At 34.4% G+C, this 25,354-nt stretch carries 27 protein-coding genes and 1 tRNA gene; 11 read left to right on the forward strand and 17 right to left on the reverse strand.

Annotated elements, in window-relative coordinates; translation table 11 throughout:
• Positions 1-3 precede the first annotated feature (3 nt).
• Positions 4-780 carry a DUF3108 domain-containing protein gene (locus tag Q0845_RS19565; protein WP_298516829.1) on the reverse strand — a complete coding sequence of 259 codons (777 nt, stop codon included), beginning with the start codon at positions 778-780 and terminating at the stop codon, positions 4-6.
• Positions 781-915: 135 nt separating this feature from the next.
• Between Q0845_RS19565 and Q0845_RS19570 the strand changes: the two genes are divergently transcribed.
• Together Q0845_RS19570 and Q0845_RS19575 are read left to right on the forward strand one after the other, a co-directional pair.
• Positions 916-1,458, forward strand: coding sequence for a hypothetical protein (locus tag Q0845_RS19570; protein WP_298516831.1), 543 nt, complete (start codon positions 916-918; stop codon positions 1,456-1,458).
• Positions 1,459-1,463: 5 nt separating this feature from the next.
• Positions 1,464-2,108: a hypothetical protein gene (locus Q0845_RS19575; protein ID WP_298516833.1), complete on the forward strand. Its 645-nt coding sequence runs from the start codon at positions 1,464-1,466 to the stop codon at positions 2,106-2,108.
• Position 2,109: 1 nt separating this feature from the next.
• Here the strand turns inward: Q0845_RS19575 and Q0845_RS19580 are convergent, their stop codons facing one another.
• The 8 genes from Q0845_RS19580 to Q0845_RS19615 all read right to left on the reverse strand — a co-directional run bounded on the left by Q0845_RS19580 (position 2,110) and on the right by Q0845_RS19615 (position 11,859).
• Complete coding sequence (locus Q0845_RS19580; protein ID WP_298516835.1) at positions 2,110-2,493, reverse strand: DUF423 domain-containing protein; 384 nt, start codon at positions 2,491-2,493, stop codon at positions 2,110-2,112.
• A gap of 41 nt (positions 2,494-2,534) precedes the next feature.
• Complete coding sequence (locus tag Q0845_RS19585; protein WP_298516837.1) at positions 2,535-3,380, reverse strand: hypothetical protein; 846 nt, start codon at positions 3,378-3,380, stop codon at positions 2,535-2,537.
• 22 nt (positions 3,381-3,402) lie between these two features.
• Positions 3,403-3,804, reverse strand: a complete 402-nt coding sequence (locus tag Q0845_RS19590; RefSeq protein ID WP_298516839.1) for a heavy-metal-associated domain-containing protein — start codon at positions 3,802-3,804, stop codon at positions 3,403-3,405.
• 153 nt (positions 3,805-3,957) lie between these two features.
• On the reverse strand, positions 3,958-5,655 hold the full coding sequence (locus Q0845_RS19595; RefSeq protein ID WP_298516841.1) for an efflux RND transporter periplasmic adaptor subunit: 1,698 nt from the start codon (positions 5,653-5,655) through the stop codon (positions 3,958-3,960).
• Positions 5,656-5,659: 4 nt separating this feature from the next.
• A complete protein-coding gene (locus tag Q0845_RS19600) occupies positions 5,660-6,379 on the reverse strand; it encodes a heavy-metal-associated domain-containing protein (RefSeq protein WP_298516843.1) in 720 nt (239 codons plus the stop codon).
• Positions 6,380-6,385: 6 nt separating this feature from the next.
• The gene (locus tag Q0845_RS19605; protein WP_298516845.1) at positions 6,386-7,609 is read right to left on the reverse strand and encodes a TolC family protein; all 1,224 of its coding nucleotides are present in this window, start codon (positions 7,607-7,609) and stop codon (positions 6,386-6,388) included.
• Entirely contained in the window at positions 7,599-11,348 is a 3,750-nt protein-coding gene (locus Q0845_RS19610) for an efflux RND transporter permease subunit (protein WP_298516846.1), read from the reverse strand. Before Q0845_RS19610 ends, Q0845_RS19605 begins: the two co-directional genes overlap by 11 nt.
• Positions 11,349-11,448: 100 nt before the next feature.
• A complete protein-coding gene (locus Q0845_RS19615; RefSeq protein WP_298516848.1) occupies positions 11,449-11,859 on the reverse strand; it encodes a hypothetical protein in 411 nt (136 codons plus the stop codon).
• A gap of 163 nt (positions 11,860-12,022) precedes the next feature.
• Between Q0845_RS19615 and Q0845_RS19620 the strand changes: the two genes are divergently transcribed.
• The gene (locus tag Q0845_RS19620; RefSeq protein WP_298516850.1) at positions 12,023-12,865 is read left to right on the forward strand and encodes a mechanosensitive ion channel family protein; all 843 of its coding nucleotides are present in this window, start codon (positions 12,023-12,025) and stop codon (positions 12,863-12,865) included.
• A gap of 58 nt (positions 12,866-12,923) precedes the next feature.
• On the opposite strand, the gene Q0845_RS19625 is transcribed toward Q0845_RS19620, so the two are convergent.
• From Q0845_RS19625 to Q0845_RS19650, 6 genes are all read right to left on the reverse strand, one after another.
• Positions 12,924-13,166, reverse strand: coding sequence for a hypothetical protein (locus Q0845_RS19625; RefSeq protein ID WP_298516852.1), 243 nt, complete (start codon positions 13,164-13,166; stop codon positions 12,924-12,926).
• Positions 13,167-13,216: 50 nt separating this feature from the next.
• A complete protein-coding gene (locus tag Q0845_RS19630) occupies positions 13,217-13,453 on the reverse strand; it encodes a class I lanthipeptide (RefSeq protein ID WP_298516854.1) in 237 nt (78 codons plus the stop codon).
• A gap of 20 nt (positions 13,454-13,473) precedes the next feature.
• Positions 13,474-13,644, reverse strand: coding sequence for a class I lanthipeptide (locus tag Q0845_RS19635; RefSeq protein WP_298516856.1), 171 nt, complete (start codon positions 13,642-13,644; stop codon positions 13,474-13,476).
• A gap of 283 nt (positions 13,645-13,927) precedes the next feature.
• Positions 13,928-14,062 carry a hypothetical protein gene (locus Q0845_RS19640; RefSeq protein ID WP_298516858.1) on the reverse strand — a complete coding sequence of 45 codons (135 nt, stop codon included), beginning with the start codon at positions 14,060-14,062 and terminating at the stop codon, positions 13,928-13,930.
• A gap of 212 nt (positions 14,063-14,274) precedes the next feature.
• Positions 14,275-14,359, reverse strand: a tRNA-Ser gene (locus tag Q0845_RS19645).
• A gap of 239 nt (positions 14,360-14,598) precedes the next feature.
• A complete protein-coding gene (locus Q0845_RS19650) occupies positions 14,599-14,988 on the reverse strand; it encodes an acyl-CoA thioesterase (RefSeq protein ID WP_298516881.1) in 390 nt (129 codons plus the stop codon).
• A 114-nt stretch (positions 14,989-15,102) separates the two neighbouring features.
• Here Q0845_RS19650 and Q0845_RS19655 point away from each other — a divergent pair, with 114 nt between their 5' ends.
• The 5 genes from Q0845_RS19655 to Q0845_RS19675 all read left to right on the forward strand — a co-directional run bounded on the left by Q0845_RS19655 (position 15,103) and on the right by Q0845_RS19675 (position 18,969).
• A complete protein-coding gene (locus Q0845_RS19655) occupies positions 15,103-15,732 on the forward strand; it encodes an NAD(P)H-dependent oxidoreductase (protein WP_298516860.1) in 630 nt (209 codons plus the stop codon).
• A 71-nt stretch (positions 15,733-15,803) separates the two neighbouring features.
• A complete protein-coding gene (locus tag Q0845_RS19660) occupies positions 15,804-16,259 on the forward strand; it encodes a thioredoxin family protein (RefSeq protein WP_298516862.1) in 456 nt (151 codons plus the stop codon).
• Positions 16,260-16,360: 101 nt separating this feature from the next.
• Complete coding sequence (locus Q0845_RS19665) at positions 16,361-17,557, forward strand: DegT/DnrJ/EryC1/StrS aminotransferase family protein (protein ID WP_298516863.1); 1,197 nt, start codon at positions 16,361-16,363, stop codon at positions 17,555-17,557.
• 3 nt (positions 17,558-17,560) lie between these two features.
• Positions 17,561-18,136, forward strand: coding sequence for a Crp/Fnr family transcriptional regulator (locus tag Q0845_RS19670; protein ID WP_298516865.1), 576 nt, complete (start codon positions 17,561-17,563; stop codon positions 18,134-18,136).
• Between the two features lie 65 nt (positions 18,137-18,201).
• Entirely contained in the window at positions 18,202-18,969 is a 768-nt protein-coding gene (locus tag Q0845_RS19675; RefSeq protein ID WP_298516867.1) for an MBL fold metallo-hydrolase, read from the forward strand.
• A 121-nt stretch (positions 18,970-19,090) separates the two neighbouring features.
• Here the strand turns inward: Q0845_RS19675 and Q0845_RS19680 are convergent, their stop codons facing one another.
• Both Q0845_RS19680 and Q0845_RS19685 read right to left on the reverse strand, forming a co-directional pair.
• Positions 19,091-19,897 (reverse strand): hypothetical protein, encoded by an 807-nt coding sequence (locus Q0845_RS19680; protein ID WP_298516869.1) that lies wholly within the window; start codon positions 19,895-19,897, stop codon positions 19,091-19,093.
• 1 nt (position 19,898) lies between these two features.
• Positions 19,899-20,453: a sigma-70 family RNA polymerase sigma factor gene (locus Q0845_RS19685; protein WP_298516871.1), complete on the reverse strand. Its 555-nt coding sequence runs from the start codon at positions 20,451-20,453 to the stop codon at positions 19,899-19,901.
• 131 nt (positions 20,454-20,584) lie between these two features.
• Here Q0845_RS19685 and Q0845_RS19690 point away from each other — a divergent pair, with 131 nt between their 5' ends.
• The 3 genes from Q0845_RS19690 to Q0845_RS19700 all read left to right on the forward strand — a co-directional run bounded on the left by Q0845_RS19690 (position 20,585) and on the right by Q0845_RS19700 (position 25,277).
• On the forward strand, positions 20,585-21,202 hold the full coding sequence (locus Q0845_RS19690) for a hypothetical protein (RefSeq protein ID WP_298516873.1): 618 nt from the start codon (positions 20,585-20,587) through the stop codon (positions 21,200-21,202).
• Positions 21,203-21,270: 68 nt separating this feature from the next.
• Positions 21,271-22,500, forward strand: a complete 1,230-nt coding sequence (locus tag Q0845_RS19695) for a S8 family serine peptidase (RefSeq protein WP_298516875.1) — start codon at positions 21,271-21,273, stop codon at positions 22,498-22,500.
• 35 nt (positions 22,501-22,535) lie between these two features.
• Positions 22,536-25,277: a CHAT domain-containing protein gene (locus tag Q0845_RS19700; RefSeq protein WP_298516877.1), complete on the forward strand. Its 2,742-nt coding sequence runs from the start codon at positions 22,536-22,538 to the stop codon at positions 25,275-25,277.
• Positions 25,278-25,354: the final 77 nt, after the last annotated feature.

The raw sequence follows: 25,354 nt of genomic DNA on the forward strand, positions 1-25,354 counted from the left end.
AAATTAGTTTGCAAGTCCAGACGCTTTTGTTAATTGTAACATACCACTTCCAATTGGAATGGTAAACTCTGCTTTTACGGGTACTTTATTTGCGTCAGCAGTCATCCAAAGCGTGGCAGATTTTAAGAAATCGCCATTCGTTATAATTTTTAATTTATAACATTCTTTTTGACCTAAGCTTCCAGCGTCTATCGTTGATTTTCCAACATATTTAACGGTAATAGGAATTTCTTCTTTATCAAAAATGATTTTGAATACTTTTGAATCGCCAGCAGCTGCATTTTCAATAGGAAGATTACGTACATTATATAAAGTCGAAATCACATCCATAGCGCCATTACTAAACGAAAAGTTTTCATTGACAACCCAATCCGTTCCATCGCGTCTTCGCTTCGTTTGTTCGCTTTTAATAACTTTCTTCTTCTGATTATATACATATTTCATTTTCTTCTTATAACTACCTTCTTGTATATCTCTTTTATACAATGCAGGCAATAATGAAGATGTACTTACATACGATTCATACACATCACGAATCTTAAAGAAAAAATCATATTTTCTAAAAGTATTTGCGCGACATTTAAAATGATACAAAGTGTTAGACGATGTTTTTACTTCCGATGTTTCCATACTTACTTGTGCAAGATCTGTTAAAAAACCAGACATTTTGTAAGATGCAGTATAGACCAATTTTTCACCGTTGGCAAAAGGTGATTTTTGAGCATGGGCCACTACTTGAAACATACATGTTACGATTAGGAGACATACAATCTTTTTCATTCTATTCATTGTTTAGGTTTTTATTCTTTACTATTAACGCAACATAAACCACTTATTGTGCCAAACTTATTTTTTCGTGTAATAAGACATCGTGCTGCATTTTGTAACTTTGGCAAAAATACACAATACAACGCAGTGACGAAATTAAATTATCATAAACAAAATTTTTTCAAAAATACCTATTGCATTTTCAAAGCAGTTGATCCTCAGTTAGTAAAAAATAAAAGACCTAACTATACAAGTCGGTCTGGCAGCCAATATTTTTATACAGATGATGGTGTGTATCGTATTTCTTCACATTGGGGACGTGCAGCAACTTGTAGATGGCGATTGCAAACAGAAGCTACAAGTTTTAGAAACGGCACTAAAGTTGGATTTGCAAACTGGTCAGATTTTCACAAAGACAATGAAGTAGAGAAGTTGTATTTTATTAAAAAAAGTAAATTCACACATACATACGAATACTTTCATAAAAACGAACCTTCGTATCGTGCAACATTTGTATTAAGAACTGCTGGCGATACTCGTAAAGTCTTGCGACAGCTTAAAACGATAACGACCGAAACCAAATGGGCAAAATACATTCCGCATGACGATTTAGATGATTTGAGAGATTATCTTATCGAAGGATTGATTACCACAAATAAGTCATTACCAGAACTTAAAAGAGAATATTGATATACATGTCTAAAAAGTATCTAAAATATATAATGATTGTGTTTGTGAATATGCTCATACTCACCATTATGCTTGCTATTTGTACAGATGCTTTTGAATTAGCATTCAATAATTGGGTACGACCAGTTGAATTTTTAAAACTAATAGGAATTTCTTTAGCAGGATTATTAGTGCTACGAATAGCTGTCTCAATTTTTAGAAAATCAAACATAAATTCTTTTCAAAAGAGAAAAAAGATATCCATACTTCTCATTGTGCTAATGAGTTCCTATTTTTATGTGGATTATGGCATAAAGATTTATTCCCATCGCTTTGCAAATGCTGAATTACGAGATCGTGTTATTGAAAAACGTACGTCATACGTACATCCGCCTTATGGAAGCGAAGCCAAAAACCTTACAGGAAATGAATATGTAGAGATTACAAAAACGAAATGGTTTCCCAAATTGCCAGAAAATGCAAAGAATATAAGTTATAGCTACAGTTATGATGGATTTTTACCAGATTATTCTCTGTCCATAGTATATGATGTACCTAAAGAAACAAAAGTTGACACGCTGAATTATAAAGACAATACTTTTTCTAAAACTCGCACTTTTGAACTTAAAGAAGATCATATCAGAGTTACCTATACGGAGTATTTATGGTAATTTATAGGTTATTTAGAAAAGAAACGCCTAACAAAATCCAGCCAATCACTAATAACAAACCACCAAGTGGTGTAATAGGACCTAAAAATTTCAGTTTCTTCCCTTTGGCACTACTAATACACAATCCGTAAATACTAAACGAAAAAAGAAAAGTTCCTATAATAAGACACCAAGCGGCGCTTTTTTCGATTGTATCAACAAAAGGAAATTGAAACCCAATAACTAATAATACAATCGCATGATACATCTGGTATTTGACACCAGTTTCAAAGCTTTTCAATAATTCTTCGGATAATATCTTTTTCAAAGCATGTGCGCCAAAAGCTCCAAAAATAATTCCCAATGCGCCATACAAAGCCGCAATTAATAATACGTATTTTTCCATGGCGCAAAGGTAAACTTAATTCTTTTATTTTTTTAGATCACTTAGCTTTCAAATATTCGTTGGGTTACTTTTTCTAAATTATGATGATCAAATCCAACCGTAATATAAGCTGCGGTATGCGCAAAAGTTACGGGAGAAATTCTTCGTTCTATAAACTGTTCAATTCCATTTTTTACAATAGATTGAATTTCTTGAGGATTCCACATTTTTGAATGTTTCCCAAGGCTTATATATTCCTCTTTTGGAATAAAAACTCTTTGATAGATCCATTGATCATTTTCAATATTGTAATTATTTGCTCCAGTTATAGATACTTTATAATCAGCATTTGAGGCAACAATATTAAAATGATACGCTTTCACAGATTGTGGAATCAATTCATTATCGTGAATTCTACTGATCCAAAAATCAAGCAATTTTCCAATTTCATCTTTTTCAATTTCAGTTTGAAATTTTGAAACGAATGTATTGTACTTGATTTTATCAAATTCCATCGGTTCAACTTTAGACAACCATTCTACTGAAGTTCCAATAGATTCTGGCATATTCTCGCCATCACCATCATCAATTCCAATTCGTAACCATCTTACTGTTTGTTGCGTCTTTTCAACTTCTACATTGATAACAATACACCACAAATCCACATCATCAGGACACATCAAAATAGGAACAACCTGTTTTTGTTTGCTTCTAATTCTTTCCCAAACAAGCTTTCTTTCTTTGGAGTCTTGTAACCAATCAAGCAATGTAGGAACAAGACCTATTATATTTTTTTCAGGATACAGCTCATGTAAAATTTTATCTAAAGGTTTTCCATCAACATGAATCGTCAAATGAGGTTCATTAGCATACTCACTTTGCTCATATATTGCTTGAATTTGATTCATCTTTTTATTATTGAATACCTTACTACTGATTCATCTTTTGATCACCGTCAAATTGACAACATTTTGGTAAATTTTTATACGCTGCTTTGTCTCCGTTAGCTTGATCCGTATCATAACCTGCGGCAGCAATAGCTTTGTGAATTTCTTTTTCATTGATTCTGTGTTCGTCGTATGAAACAGCGATGCTCTTTTTCTTTACATCCCAAGTGGCTTCTGCGACACCTTCCACACTTTTAGCAGCTTTTTCAATGGTTGTTTTGCACATACCACAATTTCCACGCACACCAAAGTTTGCCATAGACAATTCTTTTCCTTGTGTCGCAGTCGTTGTTGTTTTAGTTTCTGTCTCTGTTTTTGCTTCTCCTTTGCAACCAATAACAGCTAACGAAGCGATCATTACGAATGATAAGATTACTTTTTTCATATTTATTTTAGTTTAAAAAATTTAAGAGTTTATGTGTTTAATTGTTTATTTTCAAAGCACTTCTCGATACTATTTTCTATCGAAAATCACTCGAAGTGACGTTTATCGTATGATGTTTATTTATTTTCTATTTCAGTAATCAGCAACTAATCCCTAATTCCCAGTACTTAATGTCTTAACAACGCTTCCACAAGTCAGCATCGCGTCCCCAAAATAAGGATTTCTAATTTGTTGTTCATTGCTCACCCAATACGCGCCTTTGTTATCATCTGCCATCGGGCAAAATTGTATAGTTAACTGTTGATCGAACGTTTTAAAGTTTTTCAAAAGTGTAATCATCTCATCAGATATGATTTGAAAACTTTCGCGTTGTTTTTCAATCGATACGTTTTGATTAATTCTTTTTGACGTTTTATGGATGATTGCCCAATAATCATTTATTTGTTGGCGCTTAGCAACAGTGATTTGTTCAAGTGCTTTTCGGAATGCTTCACTTTTAGTCGCAGCTAATGTTGCGTCACTTTGTACAAGAGCATCTTTAAGTTCCAAATACGCTTTAATACTAGGGTGAAAAGCTTTTTCGAATGTTGCATCAAATGTCAGTACTGCTTCAGTTTCTTTGGTTGTAGCAGCTTCATCGCGATTCATCATTGACTTTTTGCCTTGCAATTGTGCGGCTGCATCTACGGTAAATGCACCATTGATTACAATTTCATCCTCAGGATTAAGTCCTGAAACGACTTCATAATTTTCTCCTGAACTTTTTCCTAGTGTGATTTCTCTAGCTTCAAAAACAGGTTCGCTTGCTACTTTTTTTACATATACTAACGAGCGTTTTCCTGTCCAAAGAATGGCCGATTTCGGAATGGTAAGTGTCGTATTTTTTGAAACTTTAGTATCCAAAATTCCTGTAACAAACATGCCTGGTTTTAAATCCTGATTGCGATTGTCTAATTCTACTTTAACCGCCACAGTTCGTGTGTTGGTATTTAATACAGGATCAATAAAGGTGATTTTTGCTGGAATTTTAACGTCTGGATTTGCATTCGTAGTAATGGTAATCACATCTCCTTTTTTCAAAGTTGCTATTTGATTTTCATAAGCATCAAAACTTGCCCAAACCGTATTCAGATTTGAGACTTTAAACAACGCACCACCTTCCATCACGTGATTGCCTTCTTCCACCATTTTTTCAGTCACAACACCAGAAACACTCGCATAAATTGGAAATTGATTGGCTACTTTCTTAGAGCTTTCTATTTGCTGAATTTGTTGCTCACTCAACTTCCAAAGTTTTAATTTATTCCGTACTGCTTTGTACAATTCAGGTTGCGATGTTTTCATACGCAACGCAGTTAATAACTCTTGTTGTGTGGTGACCAATTCTGGAGAATAAATAAGCGCAATTCTTTGACCTTTGCGTACTTCTTCACCAGTAAAGTTTACATACAGTTTTTCAATACGACCACCAAAATGAGCCGTTTGTGTAGCATTCGTTTTTTCATTGGCTTCAATGGTTCCCGTGAGTTTTAAAGCAGTATCCGAAGCGGTTCCTTCTGAAATTTTAGTAGTTTCAATATTGGCAAGTGCCATAGCATTTTTGCTCATGCGAAATTCATTCGAAGCCAATTCGGTAGTACTTTCTTGTGCAGGAATCAAATCCATGCCGCAAATTGGACAATCGCCCGCTTCCGGTTGCATAATCTGCGGATGCATTGAGCAAGTCCACATAGTACTCTTTTCGGTAGTTTCTGTATGCGAATGTTCTTGAGTTTGTTCTCCCGAAAGGGCAAATTTCCCAATCACGATTCCCAGAACAAGAATGATAATGTATATTAAATATTTCTTCATAATCTTAAGCATATATGTTAATTAACATCCAAATTGCCATTACTAGCATGATGGAATTTTCAATGAACGTCGCTTTGGTCATTGGTAACTTTAGCGCAGTTCCCAAGCAAGCGCACTGAATTGTTTTTTTATCTAAAAGAGCTTTTGTGACACCAATAGTCGTGATTCCCAAAATGACAATGGTAGCGATTAAGGCGATCGGAATTTCAAATCGGAACAAAAACATCAAACCTAACATCACTTCTAAAAACGGATATATCCATGCATACAAAGGAATTTGTTTTGCCAACGGATCGTACATTTGAAACGAATTTGGAAACCCTTTATAATCCAAGAATTTAAAAAAGCTAAAAACGATGTAAAAAAGTCCCATAAAATCCAGCATAAAATCTTCGGTATCCCAAAAACGAACGTTCATTAAAATGCTCGCTGCTGTGATGTAAAGGAAGATTAAAAACAGCGGAAATAACTGCTTTAATTCGCTCTTTTCTTCAGTTTTAGAAGGTTGAAAAAGATTTACAGATGCTTCTTGAACGGTATATTTTTCGGGTAATATGGAGTCGATCAACTCTAAAGGAACTAGGGAAGGAGCTTCAATGGTTGCTTCTGCTGTTTCCAGATTTACCGTAGCAGCTGTTACAGCATCTAACTCATTTAAGAGATATTCCACTTTGCTTTTGCAGCCATTACAGGTCATTCCGTTAATGATATATGTTTGTTTCATAGTCTTTTAATTCGCAATTAAAAATTCAATAATCGCTGTATTTGCTAAGTACGTGTTGGTATCTTCCACTTTCTGCAATTCAAAGCCCAATTTCAATTGATCGAGCGCTAATAATTGTTCAAAATCCATTTTTGCCGTTTGGTAGGCTGCTAAAATCACTTCTTTGGCTTGATCGGCTTGTACAATATTTTCTTCTTGCGTTTTCATACTTTCCGTTGCGTTTTTTAGCTTATTTTTTGCTTTTTCCAATTCAATTAACAACTGATTTTTGATAGTAGTTTTAGTCTGTAAAACCGCTTTTTGTTCCAGTTGTAATTGTTTTTGCTTCGCGATGTGTTTTTTGTTGAATAAAGGAATAGATACAGACACCATTGGCATGATAATATCTTTTCCATTATCTGGTAGAGAAACACCCGAACGCTCTGCAACCAATACATAATCAAGTCCGAAACCAACAATAGGATTTCCTTCTTTTTTTGCTGCAATTTCCGATTGTTTTAAAGCTGTTTCTTGTGCGCTTAATTGTTGTAATTTCGGGTGATTTTCTAGATTTTCAGTAGTTGTAAAATATATGTTCTCTTCAATTTTCAACGAATCTAAGAGCAACACCTCATCAGTCATTGGTTTGTTTAACAACAAATTGAATTGTGCTTTTTGACTCTGGACATTTTCTGAAATTTCTTGAAACTGTTGCTGTAAAGAATTTTTCTTCATTTTAATATGCAACACATCTACCATATTGGTGCGATTGTTTTCAAGTTCATTCAAAGCTAACTTTTCATACGTATCTAAAATTTCAATATGCTGTTTTGTAATGTTGAATTTTTGTTGCAATGTGTACAAATTGTAGTATGCTATTTTTACATTCAGTTGCAACTGTCGTTTCAAAAAGTCAATTTCACTTTCTTTGGCAATAGCGAACAATTTTGCACTTTCTTTTTTGGCACGTAAGGTTCCAAACCATGGAATTTTTTGACTTGCGGAGAAACGTGCTCTTTGCGGACCAACTCTGGTTTCTACGGCTTGTGCAAAAACACCAACGCCTAATTGTGTATTGGGTAAACTACCGACTTCATTCACTTTTTCCAAAGCACTTTCGTATTGCAATTGCTTGGCTAAAATTTCGGAGCTGTTTTCTTCGGCTTCCGCCAGATACGTCTCTAAGGTTTGTCCATAACCAATTTGGACGAACAAAAAACAAACGAATATGTATAGAATTTTATGCTGCATCTGTATGTTTTTTTAATTGAATTTCTTGGTGCCAACTGTATAAAACAGGCACTACAAATAGGGTAATTAGTGCGATTAACATTCCGCCAAAACTCGGAATGGCCATCGGAATCATAATATCACTTCCGCGTCCTGTGGATGTTAAAATTGGCAGTAAAGCGAGTAAAGTCGTCGCTGTTGTCATCAAACAAGGTCGAATTCGTTTTTTTCCAGCTTCTACAACAGTATTTTGAATGGCTTCTTTTGTTGTTGGAAGCTTTTTTGCAAAATTCTGCTTTAAATACGTTGCCATAATCACACCATCGTCTGTGGCAATTCCGAACAAGGCAATAAATCCTACCCAAACCGCTACACTTAAATTGATAGTTTCTATTTGAAACAAATCGCGCAAATTACTGCCGAAAATTTCAATATTGAGAAACCACGATTGTCCGTACAGCCAAATCATGATGAATCCGCCAGCAAAAGCCACAGCAATTCCACCAAAAATAAAAAGTGATGTTGCAATGGATTTAAATTGGAAATACAGTATTAGAAAGATAATGAGTAATACAATCGGCACAATGATAATCAATGTTTTTTCTGCACGAACTTGCTGTTCATAGGTTCCTGAAAACTCATAATTCACACCTTTCGGAATCATCAAACTTCCATCATTGATACGTTCTTTTAAGAGCTTTTGTAGTTTTTCAACTAAGGTAACTTCGGCAATATCTGATTGCTTGTTGAATAATACATAACTCACCAAAAAGGTATCTTCACTTTTAATCATTTGTGGGCCTTTCTCGTATTTGATTGAAACCACTTCTTTCAGTAAAATTTCGGAACCGTTTGGCAGCGGAATGTAAATGTTTTCCAAATCATTTGGATTGGCGCGCAATTCTCGCGGATAACGGACACGCACATTATACCGTTCGCGTCCTTCAATAGTTTGTGTGACTATTTTTCCGCCAATGGCAACTTCCAAAATATCTTGTACCGCTTTGATCGACAAACCATAACGTGCAATTTGTTCCCGATTGATATCGAGAATTAAATATGGTTTTCCAATCAGGCGTTCTGCAAATACGGTTTCTTTTTTGACTTCAGGAATTTCTTGTAAAATTTGCTCCAATTTTAAACCAAACGCTTCTATTTGCTCCAGATTTTGTCCTTTAATTTTGATTCCCATCGGAGAACGCATTCCCGTTTGTAACATGATCAAGCGTGTTTCAATAGGTTGTAATTTTGGCGCAGATGTAATGCTTGGTAGTTTTGTGTTTTGTACAATTTCATTCCAAATATCATCGGGTGAGTTGATATGCGGTCTCCAATTGCGATAAAACTCACCGTTTTCATCAGGAATTAGGTCTTTAATAGAGATGTTTTTCCGAGCTGTTCTCGACTGCGCTCGAACTGACATTTTGTTTTCATTTGTCACATCATCCGCATTGAGCGGAACCGAAGTGCCGTCTTTTAACACAAATTCATTGTTATCATTCACTTTAAAACGTTGTGGTTTTCCGTTTGCATTTAGGATATATTCAGGTTTGTAATGAATGATATTTTCATACATGGACAATGGCGCAGGATCTAACGCACTTTCTACACGACCCGCTTTCCCCACAACCGTTTCTATCTCTGGAATGTTGGCAACAGCCATGTCTAATTGTTGTAAAATTTGTTTGTTTTCTGCAATTCCCGCATGTGGTAGCGAAGTTGGCATCAATAAAAACGAACCTTCATTTAAAGCAGGCATGAATTCTTTGCCTGTAGTTCTCCAAATGGAAATTCCTGCAATTAGGATCAATAGTGGCAGACTTAAAAATAGTATTTTGTTTGCTAATGCCCAACGGAGTAGTTTTTCGTAATATTTTATGAATACGATAAACGTTCCAATGACAATTGCACAAGTCAACGCGACAAAGATGAAGTTTGTCCCTAGGGCATTTGTGTAACCTAAAGGTCTCCAATAGACAGTCAAAAGGATTAATAATGCACCAATAGCCGTGATAATATGAATGCGTTTTTGTGTTTTTGGAGTGATGATTTTTTGTGATGTAAGTATGTTCGTCAAACCAAAAAGCAACAGTGCAACGGCGAGATACATTCCCGTAAAAATTGTATAGATTCCAATTAATATCACAAGGAAATTGAGTACTAGATTCAACTTTTTTCGAGTCGATTTCCAACCAAAAACCCAAGCAGCCAAAGCAGGCAAAATAAACAAAGTAATGATAATGGCAGCCACCAACGCCATGGTTTTTGTGTAGGCGAGTGGACTGAATAATTTTCCTTCTGCACCTACCAACATAAATACAGGAATAAAACTTATAATGGTTGTTAACACTGCCGTGAGAATGGCGCCAGATACTTCTGATGTTGCCTTGTATACCAACGTATTGATCGGTGTGTTTTCCGTATCTTCTTCTAAGTGTCGTGTGATGTTTTCTATCAAGACAATTCCCATATCGACCATGGTGCCAATTGCAATGGCAATTCCCGACAATGCTACAATATTGGCATCTACATTTCCGAGTTTCATCGCAATAAAAACAACTAAAACTGCTACAGGCAAAATACTCGCTATTAAAAACGAAGCTCGTAGGTTGAACACCATAATTATAATGATGAGCAGCGTTATTAAGATTTCGAGCGATAAAGCTTCTTCGAGTGTGTGTAATGTTTCTTGAATCAATTCTGTACGGTCGTAAAACGGAACAATTGTCAATTGTGATGTGCGTCCATCTTGTAAGGTCTTTGTTGGCAATCCGCTAGCAATCGTATTGATTTTATCTTTTACATTGTTGATGACTTGCATCGGATTTGCGCCATAGCGAGCTACCACAACACCGCCCGCAACTTCTGCGCCTTCTTTGTCGAGAATTCCGCGTCGTTCTGCAGGACCGAGATATACTTTTGCAACATCTTTGACCAATACAGGCGTAAAACCTTCCGATTTGATCGGTGTATTTTCAATGTCAGCGATAGATTTGATATATCCTAAACCACGTACCACATATTCTGCACGATTGATTTCGAGTGTTTTGGCGCCAATTTCTTTATTTGTATTGCGAATAGCATTGACAACTTGTGCTAGTGTGAGTTTGTATTTCTTCAACACATCTGGAAGCACATCAATTTGATATTCCTGTACATAACCGCCAATAGAAGCTACTTCCGACACATCGGCAGCACTGGATAAAGCAGGTTTTACATAATAATCTTGAATGCTGCGGAGTTCTTGCAAATTCCAGCCGCCAGTAACATTTCCGTTTTCGTCTCTTCCTTCTAAAGTATACCAAAATATTTGTCCTAAACCAGTAGCATCTGGACCTAAGGTTGGTTGTACGTTTTCGGGAAGTAACGAACTTGGTAGCGCGTTGAGTTTTTCTAAAATTCGGCTTCGACTCCAATAGAAATCTACCTCATCATTGAATATGATATAAATGCTAGAAAATCCAAACATGGAGGAACTTCGAACGGTTTTTACACCTGGAATTCCCATTAATGCGCTTGTCAATGGATAGGTGATTTGATCTTCAATATCTTTTGGTGATCGTCCTTGCCATTTGGTAAATACAATTTGCTGATTTTCGCCAATATCAGGAATTGCATCCACAGCAATGGAGTTTTTAGGAAAATCACCCAAATTCCAGTTGAATGGCGCTGTACTCAATCCGAATCCAATCATGGAAGCGAGTAGAAGTATGGCTACAAGTTTGTGCTGTATTAAAAATTGAATGCTTTTGTTGAGCATGAAAGTATGATTTACACGTACATATTTGATTAAAATAGTGCATAAGAATGCGTTTTTCTAAAGTATGATACTTCGAAAAATTAATTAAATACGGTATATATCAAATTAGGAATGTTTCATCGAGCAGTTGTATGTCCTGTATCAAAGGAGGCGGAACATACGGCGTGTATACTGCTTTTTCTTGATCTGTAGTAGGAAGTACAAAAATATAGCTGTGTACAAACGCTTTGATGAATGTTTGTGTCGTAAGATCAACGTCTTGTTGTGTTGGTAATTCGTCTTGTCCTTGAATTAATGTCGTAACATCATCACAACAAGAAGCCTGTTGCATTGTCGTTTCGTCAGAAACAATGGTTTCTATTTCCATTCCGCAGTTTTCCGCTTCTATGCCAATAGCTACGCTTACTTTTACACCACCACAAATATGTTCATTGATGGTAAATGAAAACGTTGAGAATAGCACTAAAATGGCTAAAGCAAATGCACTGATATGTTTTAGAAACTTTTGCATTGAAATGTAAAAGTACAAAAATATAAACACATGAGCATTTTTACTGTTAAATAGCTCTTAATCTTTAGCCGATTTGTGATGCAGTTAACGATGCCGTTTTTAAAGTATCTTTTCTCTTTTAGATTTTATAAAACTGACCTAGCTTTGCATAAAATTACAGTTTATGTTGAAGTTTATAAAATCATATATAAATGTAGATACTGTAGAAGGTGTATTATGGTATTCTCTCATCGTTCTCTTTTTGTCGTGGTTACTTTCAAGAGTATTTCGGTACATTCTTGTGATCTTTTTAAAACGCAAACAGCGTAAAAAAAGATTTGGAGTTACAACCTTAAAGTTTATAAAAAACTCCATTAGATTCTCCTTCATTATCGTGGGGATTTTTATCATCATTTTTACCGTACCTAAGCTAAGAGATCAAGCAACGTTTATATTTTCTGGTGCGGGAATTATAGCTGCTATTATTGGTTTTGCAGCACAAAGTGCGATTTCGAATTTAATTGCGGGATTATTTATTGTGATTTTCAAACCGTTTCGAGTAGGCGATTATATAAAGTTAGATGATCAGCGTATTGGAATTGTAGATGATATTACGTTGCGTCATACTGTAATCAATAATTTTGAAAATAAACGTTTGATCATTCCGAACTCTGTTATTAGTACAGAATCCGTTTTAAATCATAGTATTGATGACTCTAAGGTATTAAGTTTTAATAATTTTTATGTTGGAACACATGCAGATATTGATCAGGTTCGTAAAATTATACAAGAAGAAGCTTCACATTTAGACAATGTAATTCATCATATGTTTGATAATGAAACGGATACCATAGAAGTTCGTGTCATTGCTGCTAAAGAAAACTATGTTCATGTGCGTGCTTATATATGGCTGAGTGAACCTTTTGCGGAATTTAAAACAAAATGTACTTTGTTGGAAGCAGTACACAAGCGTTTTCAAAAAGAAGCTATTTTGATGCCGACTACATTGCATAAAATTGTTAAATAATACGATAAAAAAAGCGAACCATTATAGTTCGCCTCTTTTCTCTGGTAAATACATATTTTTAACAAATTGGAATTGTATTTGAATCTACTTCAATTGTTTTACAACGATTCATGGAATTGTAAGTGTCACATGGCGAGAGTATTGAACAATAAGCTGTAGGACATGTAAAAATTGTTTGCGGTCCTGTTCCGCATACAAAATACAAGGTGTTTGGAGCTGCAGCTCCACCTTTCACATTTTTATTCAAGTTAGAAATCGTTGATTTGTTTACGTTTAAATTTTTAAGTTTCTTTTTTTTCATGATTGTATGATTTTATAATGGTTTTGGTAAATTCTTCTTTTGGTAATAACTTAACAAATAGGTCTTGTTTCTAGATCAATTTCATTCGTTTTACAGTGTGTAGCAGTACAAATCTCCATTGAATTACATTCTGCTGCTCCAGAGCATGTAGTTTTGGTAAATCGTATTGGACATGGACGTTCTATCGTAAATGTGATGATGATTGTTCCTCCTGCAATTTCTTGTGAGTTTAAACTAGAAATTGTAGCCTTTTTTAGCTGTAAATTATTAAGATTCTTTTTTTTCATGACACTAAGTATTTTGTTGTTTAACAATCGATAAATAATGATAATCCGCAAGGATATGTTTCGTCTATCCAACAACAAATAGTACAATCTGTACGTCTTGTTCCTTCTCCAGCACCTGTAATGCTAGCATGTTCTAATGATGAAATTGCTTTTTTGTTAAGCGTTAATTTTTGTAAGGTTCTTTTTTTCATAATGATTAAGTTTTTAGATCATTAAATTAAAAAGAAGCGATTGATTTTGGCTACGGTTTTGCCGTAAAATAAGTGTTCTTGTTTGTAAATGAGGTGTTTACTGTTGGGAACTATGTTGCGGTTTTCATTGTGTGGGAATGAAACTATATGTAGTTTTTATAAAATGAATAGGAGCAAAACTTATTAATTCCAAATAAAAAATCCATATAATATTAAATACTACATGGATTTAAAATCTAAAGCTTATCTAAACTATTATAAGAAGACAGCTTTTGTATTTTCCTTATAAAGGATAGCAACAATGTTCATGTGTAAGATTCACGTTAGAATGTGAATATCCAGCTTTGATCGTTTTAGGATCAAATGAAGAAATTGCTTTTTTGTTTAACTGTAATGTTTTTGGACTTTGTTTTTTCATAATAAAATGTTTTATGGTTTTAAAGTCTAAAAGTATATAAATACATGTATGTAGAAGTGCGATGTCTCCCAAATTCAGTTAAAAATACGTGTGTGTGTGTACGTGGACTTTTTTGGTTGATTGCACCTTGATTATGCTCGATATGGTAGAGGTGAGCGGGCATTATTTTCTTTAAAAACAAAAAACCGAAACGTGATGTTTCGGTTTTTTAGCGGAGAAAGAGGGATTCGAACCCCCGGACCTGTTACAGTCAACAGTTTTCAAGACTGCCGCATTCGACCACTCTGCCATTTCTCCGAGTGTCTCATCAGGTATTTCCTGATTGCGGATGCAAATATAGAAACCTTTTTTAATTCTAAAAACAAATTGAGAGGTTTTTTTGAAAAAAATGTGAATTGCTAAAACTGATTTTTTCTAATGTATTGTTGTTCAAAAAAGTAGAGAATCGCTAGCCGAAGGTTTATAAATTAAAGCCGCAGAATAATTGAAGTGTTTATAGTTGTAATGGGCGCAATAAAGACGATCAAACGTGTTTTTTAAAGAATAGAAATTGCTTTTTTGTCATCATCTAAAGCTACAAAAGTGAATTTTCCAGTAACAGCTTTTTCTCGTGAATAATCATACATTTTTTCTTTAAAAATATCTACTGTTACCTCACAACTCGTATTTCCTACTTTAGTGACGGTAGCAACGAGTTCTACAATTGAACCTTCGGGAATGGATTTTTTAAAGTCTACTTTATCAGAAGAAACGGTGACTACTTTTTTACGGCTAAAACGAGTAGCGCAAATAAAAGAAACCTCATCCATTAACTGCAATGCAGTTCCACCAAATAAAGTATTATAATGATTGGTTGTATTAGGAAATATAGCTTTGAATATTCTAGTTTCTGATCGTTCTATACGTTCTTTGATCTGTGTATCCATCATAAAAGAATTTTGTTATTGAGCAATTGGTTTATTTTATAACGAATCATCAATATTCCTAGGTAGATATCGTTACATTTGTTGTAATCATAATAAAAATCAAAGATAAAATATATGCAGATACTAGAGAGTCTAAAATGGAGATATGCCACAAAAAAATTTGACGCAAATCGTTTTTTAGATGATACACAGATAGATACCTTAAAAGAAGCTTTTAATTTAACCGCTACTTCATATGGTTTGCAACCCATTCGTTTGGTCGTAATTAAAAATAAAGAACTACAAGAGCAATTGGTGGAACATTCTTGGAATCAACGCCAGGTAGCAGATGCTTCACATTTACTAATTATATGTATTGAAAATACAGTAGATGAAGCGTATATTGATGCGTATTTTGATCGTGTAAAAGCGATTCGTAATACGCCAGACGATATTTTAGCGCCTTTTAAAGATTTCATGAAGAATTCGTTTAAAGATAAAACCACAGAAGAGTTGCGAACATGGTCGTCAAAGCAAGCATATATTGCACTTGGGAACTTACTGACAGTATGTGGTGTAGAAGAAATAGATAGTTGTCCTATGGAAGGGTTTGTACCAGAAAAATATAACGAAGTTTTAGGGTTGGAAGCACATGGACTTTCTTCAGTATTGGTATTGCCAGTTGGATACAGAGCTGAAGATGATATGTTTTCGGATTTTGCCAAAGTGCGCAAATCAGTTTCAGAAAGTGTCTTGAAATTGTAATATTTTGGCAAGATTCTTGTTTTAATACAAGAAACACATATATTTGTTTAGTTCCGTAACACAAAACACAGATGAAGAAACTACTTTTTTTAGCCGTATTTTTTATTGGATTTTCTGCCCTAGCGCAGGAAGAAGTAAAATTGAATTGGTTGACAGATTTTGAAGAAGCAAAGAAAGTTGCTAAGAAAGAAAAAAAGCCGATCTTGATTTACTTTACTGGAAGCGATTGGTGTCCGCCATGCAAAATGTTGAAGGAAGATTTCTTCTATACAGCAAAATTCAAAGAGAAAGCAAAGGATTTTGTATTGGTAATGGCCGATTTCCCAAGACGTATTGATATCATTACGGAAGATCAACGTCAAGAAAATTTAAAATTAGCTAAGAAGTACAATACCAAAAATAAATTTCCAAATATTGTAGCCGTAAATCATACTGGAAAAGAATTGGATAATATCATGTCTTACAATATGATGCGCGATACAAAGAGACATTATAAATTTCTCGATAAAATATTGAAAAAATATTAATAAGTTTTCACATAAAAAAAACCTCTTTTCTATACTTTTGTAACTAGAAAAGAGGTTTTTTAATGTTAAAAATCTATTCCCAATAAAAAACTAAGAAAACTATGCCTGGATTTGAATTGTTTAGCGATGCAGAACGCAAAGAGGTACACGATGTATTAGACAGTGGCGTATTGATGCGTTACGGATTTGATGGAATGCGCAACGGACACTGGAAAGCAAAAGAACTAGAACGTGCCTTAGAAGCGCAATTTGACGTAAAACACGCGCAATTAGTTTCCAGCGGAACCGCAGCAGTTTCTGTAGCATTAGCAATTACAGGTATTGGAGCAGGAGATGAGGTAATTATGCCAACGTTTACGTTTGTAGCTAGTTTTGAAGCCATTATGATGTTAGGTGCTATTCCTGTTTTAGTAGATATTGATGATACACTTACGTTAGATCCGGAAGCAATTCGAAAAGCGATTACGCCAAAAACGAAAGCAGTGATGCCAGTCCATATGTGTGGAAGTATGGCGAATTTAGATGCCATTAAAGCAATCTGTGATGAACATAATTTAATTCTAGTAGAAGACGCTTGTCAAGCAATTGGCGGAACATACAACGGAAAAGCCTTAGGAACTATTGGCGATGTGGGTTGTTTTTCATTTGATTTTGTAAAAACGATGACCTGTGGCGAAGGTGGCGCAATCATTACAAATACGAGTGATTATGCAACAAATGCAGATCATTATAGCGATCACGGACACGATCATGTGGGGAATGATAGAGGCGCAGAAACACATCCGTTTTTAGGATATAATTTTAGAATTTCGGAACTAAACGCCGCTGTTGGTTTGGCACAAGTACGTCGTTTACCAGAATTTTTAAGCATTCAAAAGAAGAACTACACGGTTTTAAGACAAGCTTTGGCAGATATTCCAGAAGTTACCTTTAGAACGGTACCAGAAGGCGGAGAGGAAAGTTATGCTTTCTTAAATTTCTTTATGCCAGATTTAGATACGGCACGCAAAGTAATGACAGGTTTTAAAGCAAACGGAATCGATGTATGCTTTCATTACTACGACAACAATTGGCATTACATTCGCAAGTGGGAACATTTAAAAGATTTAAAATCATTATACCCAATTTCGCAAGAAGTAAAAGACGGAATGCAATATTTAGATACCAAAACTTTTGATCAGTCGGATCATTATATTGCGCGAAATATTTCATGTCTCATCAAAATGTCTTGGACAGCAGAAGAAGTGAAGGCAAGAGCTGCAAAAATGCGCGAAGTGATTTTGACTTCGGTTTCGTAATATATGTCAGCACTTGTTGAAATAGCTAAATTCTTTGAAACTGAACATCCTTTAAATCAGGAAGGTTTACAAGAGTTATTTGCTGCTTTTTCTATTAAAACATATGAAAAAGGAGCGATTATTCTGGAGGAACAGCAAGAAGAAAACTATTTGCGTTTTTTAAATAGTGGCATTCTCAGAGAATATTATGCTACGGAGGCGAAAGAAATCAACATTAACTTTTATACAAAACCTCAATTTATAACTGATTTATTAGCGTTTAATAATGATTTGCCTACGCGAAAGTTTCAAGAATGTCTATCAAATGTCGAATTGCTCATTGTGGATAAAACTACATTCAGAGCACATTTAGAAAAATATTCTTGCGGAAAGGATTTTGTAAAAGATGCATTTCAAAAACTGTTCAGACAGCGAGAATTGTTAGAATATAATAGAATTACCAAAACGCCAGAAGATTTATATAAAGAACTATTGATCTACAAATCTAGTTGGTTGGAAAAGATTCCACAATATCATATTGCTTCCTATTTAAACATCACGCCAGAAACACTGAGTAGAATCAGAAAACGGATTTCTTGATTTGAATCAATGTGCATGATTTCAGCGTGTAATTTCTTTGTAGAAGAATAAAAACTCACGCAATCATGTTAAAAATTCATCATTTTAGAAATGCCACTTTTATTATAGAAACCGAGCAAGATGTTATTTTGGTAGATCCTATGCTTGGTCCCAAAGGAATTATGCCTCCATTCACTTTTTTTAGAGCGAAAGCACGAAAGAATCCTACGGTATCGCTTCCAGATTCTTGTAATGATATATTACAAAAAGTAACACATTGTTTAGTAACACACAGACATCCTGATCATCTTGATACGGCTGCGATTCGTTTCCTAAAAGAAAAAATGATTCCTGTAACCTGTAGTTATAAAGATGAAAAAATACTGAAAAAGAAAGGGTTAAAGGTTGTAAACTCACTTTCATATAAAAAGAAAACAGCATTTCTTGACGGAATCATCGAAGGAATTCCAGCGAAACACGGCTATGGATTTATAGCAAAACCGATGGGAAATGTGATGGGATTTTATATGGAATTGCCAAATCAGCCTTCAATTTATATAAGTTCTGATACGATTTATACAGAAGCTGTCGATGAGGTATTGAAGCAATACAAACCAGAAATTACGGTTGTTGCAGCTGGTAGCGCACAATTTGATCTATTTAGTCCAGTATTGATGACACTAGATGATATTTTAACTTTTGTTAGAAACTCTCCAGGAAAAGTAATTGCAAATCATCTAGAAGCAATCAATCATTGTCCAACAACCCGAAAAGGCTTACGAGAAACCTTAGAAAAACATGGACTTTCTGATAAAGTATACATTCCTCAAGATGGAGAAGTTTTGGCATTTTAAATGCTAAATGCTAAATGTTGAATTTTAGATTGAAAAAGTAGTTGTTAAGAGCTAGTTATTTTAGGCATTAGGCATTAGGCATTAGGTATTAGGTATTAGGAAAGTTTCTTAAGAACCAACGTCATTCAATAGAATTCAACAATTGTACAGCATTCTCATATTCATAATTAGTTTCTGAAGCAGTAATTACCTTCAAAGTTTTCTGCAAATTCTCGGTATCTTCTGTTTTTAAATAGATAAGCGCCATATACCACAATCCTTTGCTAGCATCTAAGGCATTACTTTCAGAAATTGTTTTAAATGTAGCGAGTGCTTTTGAATTCTTGTTTAACTTTTCTTGAGCGAATCCTTTGTAAATCAAAACATTCGTTTTACCAGTCGTAGCAGTATTTAAAAAGGAATCTGCAGCAGCAATACATTCAGCATACTGTTGGTTTTTATACAAAATTTCTATCTGTTCCTTGGTCGTGGCTGTATGTTCGTCTTGCACTAAAAATGAAGGCGTATCGTTCCAAGTCGCATACGTTGTATACAATTCTTTCAAATCTGGTTGCGCTGTAAATTGATATATGATGGTAATGAATATGGCAACAAAAGCTGCGGCAATTGGAAGCCAATACTTTTGTAAAGAGAATGTCTTCTTCTGCGGCGCAAATGCTGCATCAGCATGTTGTTCAATCTGCTCTTTAAAATTCAACACATCTTCTTCTTGATACCAATTTTTAACAGTATTGTAATGACTATTTGTATTTTTATGATGAAACCAATCGTCTTCACTGAGTGCTTGTTGCAACTCCATACTAAGCGTAACATATGCTTGTAACTCTGGATTTTCCGCTTGTTCCTGTTCAAAAGTAAGGAGTTCTTCTGCGGTCATTTCTCCATTCAAAAAACGTTCGGTCTTTAATTCCCAAATAAAATCTTCCATACTAGTCATTTTTTAGTTTTTTGAATCTTGGATCCGATTGTATCATTTTGAATAATTTGGTTTTACATCGAAATGTCTTTTGTCGCGCAGCATTTTCATTCGGAAATTTCAATCTTTTAGAAATCTCTGCGTACGAAACTTTGGCTAACGTCAATTTAATAATTGTCTTACACATTTCTTTTAGTGATTCAAGCTTCTCGGTATACAAATTCCATTGCAATTGCTCTATGTGAAAACTCGCTAAATCAAACGGTTCATCAACTAGAGCTTCTGAAGTCAATTTTGTTACACTATTTTGTGAAGATTGTTTGATCCATAAGTTTTTACAGACTGAAAATAAATAATTATCAAAAGAAGAAATCTGTATTTTTTCTTTTTTCAATAAGGTATATAAGACTAATAATCCTTGCTGAAAAATATCTCTAGCTTGCTCTTTCGTTCCGCTATTTTTTAACACATATGCTTCCACTCCAAAGTAATTTTTGGCATATAGCTGTTTTAAAAAATCGGATTCTCCTTGTAAAAATTTACGAATAATAACTTCGTTTTCAATCATTTAAAAAGATGTGATTATTTTTTTGATAAAAAAACCGTAACAAAGATGCTAAAAATACTCTACATGAGAAAACAGCGTCTAACATCCAACACGCAAAACCAAAGTTGGATACAATCTAAAATCAACCCATAATGAAAAAAACCATTTTTATGTTAGCAATCTTAGCTTTTTTTAGCTGTAGTACTGACGATGAACAAACCATTCAAGAAGAATCAAAAACGAATACAGAAATTTTAGTTGCGAAAGCAAATTACAGAAGCGATCAATGGGGAAGTATTAATGTATACGATCCTGTACATAGAGAAGCTGTAAAAATTTGGATGACCTATGGACACTATAATTTACTGCAAAGACAAGGAACTCAAGGTATGGAGATTTTAAAAGTTCCTAACAAACCTATATACGCTATTGATGCTGGACGAATGAATGTGAATATGCCAGATATTGGAAATCCATTACCTTTTGCAGGATGTAATTATTTTAATGATTTAATAAATAGTACTTCTCCTTGGGGATTGCAGTTGGCAGCAGGCGAAATTACTTTAGCGGAAGCTATTGTGCATGAACAAGTTTCGCAACAAGCAGAAGCAAATGACTCAGGAGAAGGAATCTCTTTTGTGATATGTTATGATGGAGTAGTTGTTGGATTTGTATGCGCTATTCCTGATGATGGCGGATTGGTGTCAAATCCTGGCGCTGTAGTAACAGAACCAGGAGAATTATCAGGTTCTTGGAGTCCTGTTGAGTAATTTATAAAATAAGCCCTAATTTCAAAGGGCTTTTTTATCTTTCTCCTAAACTAACCTAAACCCTTTTTATGATGAAAAAAATAGGATACCTCTTTTTAATACTGTGTTTCATAAGTTGTGAATCTGAACTGATTGAAACGACACCGATAAACGAGCAACAACAGCTTCAAAAAGCGTCAACTACTTCAACTACGGATAAAGGCGAAAATGTAGTCATTCGTTTTACAGATGGATTATCGGCAACGGAAAAAGATGCCATTAGAGCTGAGTATGGTGTAATTAGTTATGAAGCTTGTTCGTGTGGTGATAAAAATTTGGAATCATGGGATTTAGAAACTATTCATGAAGGCGCTACCATTGAAGAACGCGTTACTTCTATGGAGCAAGATCCAGAAATGGAAGGTGCCGATTTTGAATTTGATATTGCTATTTCAAGTCAAGTGCCAACAGGTGTTGTAGCTTCACAAATACACAACCAAAGTGTGCTTCAAAAAATAAAGACAGAAAAAGCCTCTGTGACTATTGGCGTACTAGATACGGGAATTGATCCTACGTATTTTGGATTTGAACAAGCGTTTTTGCACAACAGTTCTTTTGATGCAGAAACCTGTGGAAATGAACTTTTCGGTTGGAATTTTGTCGAAAATAATAATCTGCCTTTCGATGATAATGGACACGGAACCATCGTAAGTTATCTAGCATATCAACAACTTGAAAATACGGGAATCAATTTTGAAATAGTACCTGCAAAAGCCTTTAATGCAGAAGGAAAAGGTTCCTTATTTCAGGTCGGTTGTGGTTTAAGTTATCTCATCAATAAGAAAGTAAACATTATTAATATGAGTTTTGGTTGGACAGAAACTTCTTCAACCATTATTGAAAATTATATAAAAGAAGTTGAGCGCGATATTTTGATGGTAACTTCCGCAGGAAACACAGGACTTGACAATGATTTGGTAGCACATTTCCCATCTTCCTATACAACTGCAAATATTTTGGCAGTCACTGCTGTAAACAATGAAATACCGCCAAACCTTGAATCGCCGATTTCCAATTACGGTTTCGTATCGGTAGACATTGGAGTAAAAGGTATTGGACTTCCGTTTTATATAGAACCAGAAACAGCGCCCATTTCAATAACAGGTTCATCATATTCAAGCGCAAAAGCGGCTGGTTTTTCAGCTTTAAAGTATCAAGAAGGAATGTCGATGTCCGTTTTTTATCATAAAATATTACAAGACAAAATTCAATCTAGTGGCTTATATCAAATAAAATATGCTTCCTATTTAGATTTATAGTATTTTAGGATCTTCCATCAAAAGAAGATCTAGCAATGAGCATACACATATCTAGTAACAATATTGGTAAAACAACCTATTTAGTACTCGTTATTTGTATGCTTTTTTTTGTGTTTGATGGAAAAGCACAACAGGATGCGCAAAAAGTATACGATTCTGTGATGGAACTTTCGATCACCGGAAAAGAAAAAATAGAAATATTCAAATCAAAAATTCTTCATGAAAATTATACCGATAAAGAACTGCATGCAGATGTTTGCTATTTGGTTGTGAATGAATGTAATAAAGTTGATAAAGCCAGCGCAATTCCGTTCTTAAGAAAAGAAATGGCATTGCGAAAGAAATATGTAACATCTAATAAAGATTTAATTGCCAGGACTTATTACAATCTTGGGTATTTTAATTGGACTCAAGAAAAATATAACAAGATGTTTACCTATCAAGATAGTTTACTCTCCTATGTTTCTGTAAAAGACAGAAGATGCGGAAAAGCCTATAATATAATGGGATTAGTCTATAAAGCCAAAGGCGACTATCAGCGTTCGTTGGACTATTTTAAGCAAGCAGAAACTATTTTAAAAAAGGTAAACGAAAAAAGAAGTTTATTAAGTACGTATATCAATAAATTGACCTTATTTGTTGAGCAAAAATCAAGCATGACTTCCAAGGATTTTAAAGCTTTAGAACTGGAAGTGTTAAACCTAGCAAATGAAGTTGGGGCTAGTGCTAAACAGCGATTAAAAATTTTATTCAATCTAGGAGCTATTTTGTATACGAATCATCAAAATAAGACTTCTTTAAACTATTATAATCAGTCATTACCTATTGCAGAACAATTAGAAGATTCGTTACGAATTGCCCAAATTTATAGCAATACAGCGTTGATTCATGTGAGAAATGAAGAAACTGATGATGCACTTTTATTGAACGAGAAAGCACTTTTATTTGTTGGGAATGATGCAGATGAAAAAAGTATTATTTATGATAATTTAGGAGACTTGTATGTGAAATTAAAGCAATATGAAAAAGGTTTAAAGCATCACAATAAAGCGATTAATGAGTTATTATCTTTTGATTGGGAAACGAAAGAAAACCTTCCTGAATATGAAAAAGTTATAAATTCTCCCTCTCGAAAAGATATTTTAGGATATTTAATTGATAAACAGAATGCTTGGCTTAGTTTTTACGATTTCACAAATGATGAGAAATACTTGTTAGCTGCCGAAGAAACCATGCAGTTGATTGATAAAACGATTGATTATGTATACTTTGAAAGTAAAGAAAAACTATCGAAATTGTTCTGGCGAAAAAAAGGAGCAGCGCTCTATATAAACGCAGTGAAAATATGTTTTTTACTAAATAAACCCACAAAAGCATTTTACTATATTGAAAAGAATAAAGGAGTTTTACTGTTAGATAATATTTCTGCATTTAGTGCAAAACGAATTGCGAAATTGCCACAAGAAATTATTGAAAAAGAACAAGTATTGCATCAAAAAGTAAAAGCGTTGGAGCAAGAATTTGTATCAAATATAGTCTCAGATAGTTTGAAAACGCACTATTTTACGGCAAAAGAAGCCTATTATAAATATCTGAAAACTATAGAGAAAGACTATCCTGAATACCAAAGATATCGAACAAGTTTACCGATGCTTTCCTCAGAAAATGTGCAGAAGAGTTTGGTAGAAAACGAAGTCGTTGTTGCCTATATTTTAGGAGATGATCTTGGATATGTATTATTGATGGATCAAAAAACGGTAAAAATAGTTCCATTGGATGATCTTAGAAGCTTAAAGACTCGCATTACGGCATTTCAAAAACTATACGCCAAACCTTTTGAAACATCTCATGACGCAGTGAGTTTTCAGCAATTGGGAAATGGAATTTATCAAAAACTGTTGCCTTTTCAAAAGGATTCCAGTTATCTAAAAGCAACAAAAATTACGATAATCCCAGATGGATTTATCAATGCACTTCCGTTAGAAATATTACCAACAAACAGTATCGGAAATCTGCACGATTCGTATTTGATCCAAAAGAAAGAACTCAGTTATCGTTATTCATTCTCGCTAGATGCACAAAATAAGAAGCAGCTAGCAAGAGCAAGTTCAAAAAGTACTTCTTTTATGCTTACGGAATTCCAAGATGATGCACTAACGACACTCACGGAGCGTCCAACAGAATTTTTTGACAATGCAACACACATCAACAAAAATGCTACCAAGGCGAGTTTTTTAAAAGCGTATAATGAAGCTTCACAAGTCTATGTATCGTCTCATGCGGGAAATACAAATAATACGCCTTGGTTAGCCATGTTTGATGGAAAAGTGTATCCGAATGAACTTTATTTTTTAAACAATCCCAAAGAGTTGGTGGTGCTCAATGCGTGTAAATCTTCCACAGGAATATTTAAAGAAGGCGAAGGCGTTTTTAGTTTAACGAGAGCATTTTTAAATTCAGGAAGCAAAAGTGTGGTCGCTTCTTTGTGGAATGTAAACGAAAAAGCGGGTATGGAAATTTTCAATAGTTTTCGTGCGAATTTGAATAAATCTCAAACAAAATCAAAGGCGCTTCAAAATGCAAAAATTGCATATTTAGAAAAGTATAAAAATACCAGTCAAAGTTCTCCGTATTATTGGGGCGGAATTGTTTTAACAGGAAATACAGACATATTGCCAGCAGCCGTAAACTATTGGAAAATAATAGGAATGAGTCTTGCGGGAATTGCTATTTTTCTGCTGTATTTTAAGCTTAGAAAACGTAAGTATGAAGCTTAGAAAGACGTTTTGAGTTTATAATTTTGCCCAATCATATCTAAAAGCAAAGCATGTCCAAGAGCAAAGCAAGTCTAAAA

It is taken from the genome of uncultured Kordia sp. (assembly GCF_947489565.1).
Lineage (GTDB): Bacteria > Bacteroidota > Bacteroidia > Flavobacteriales > Flavobacteriaceae > Kordia.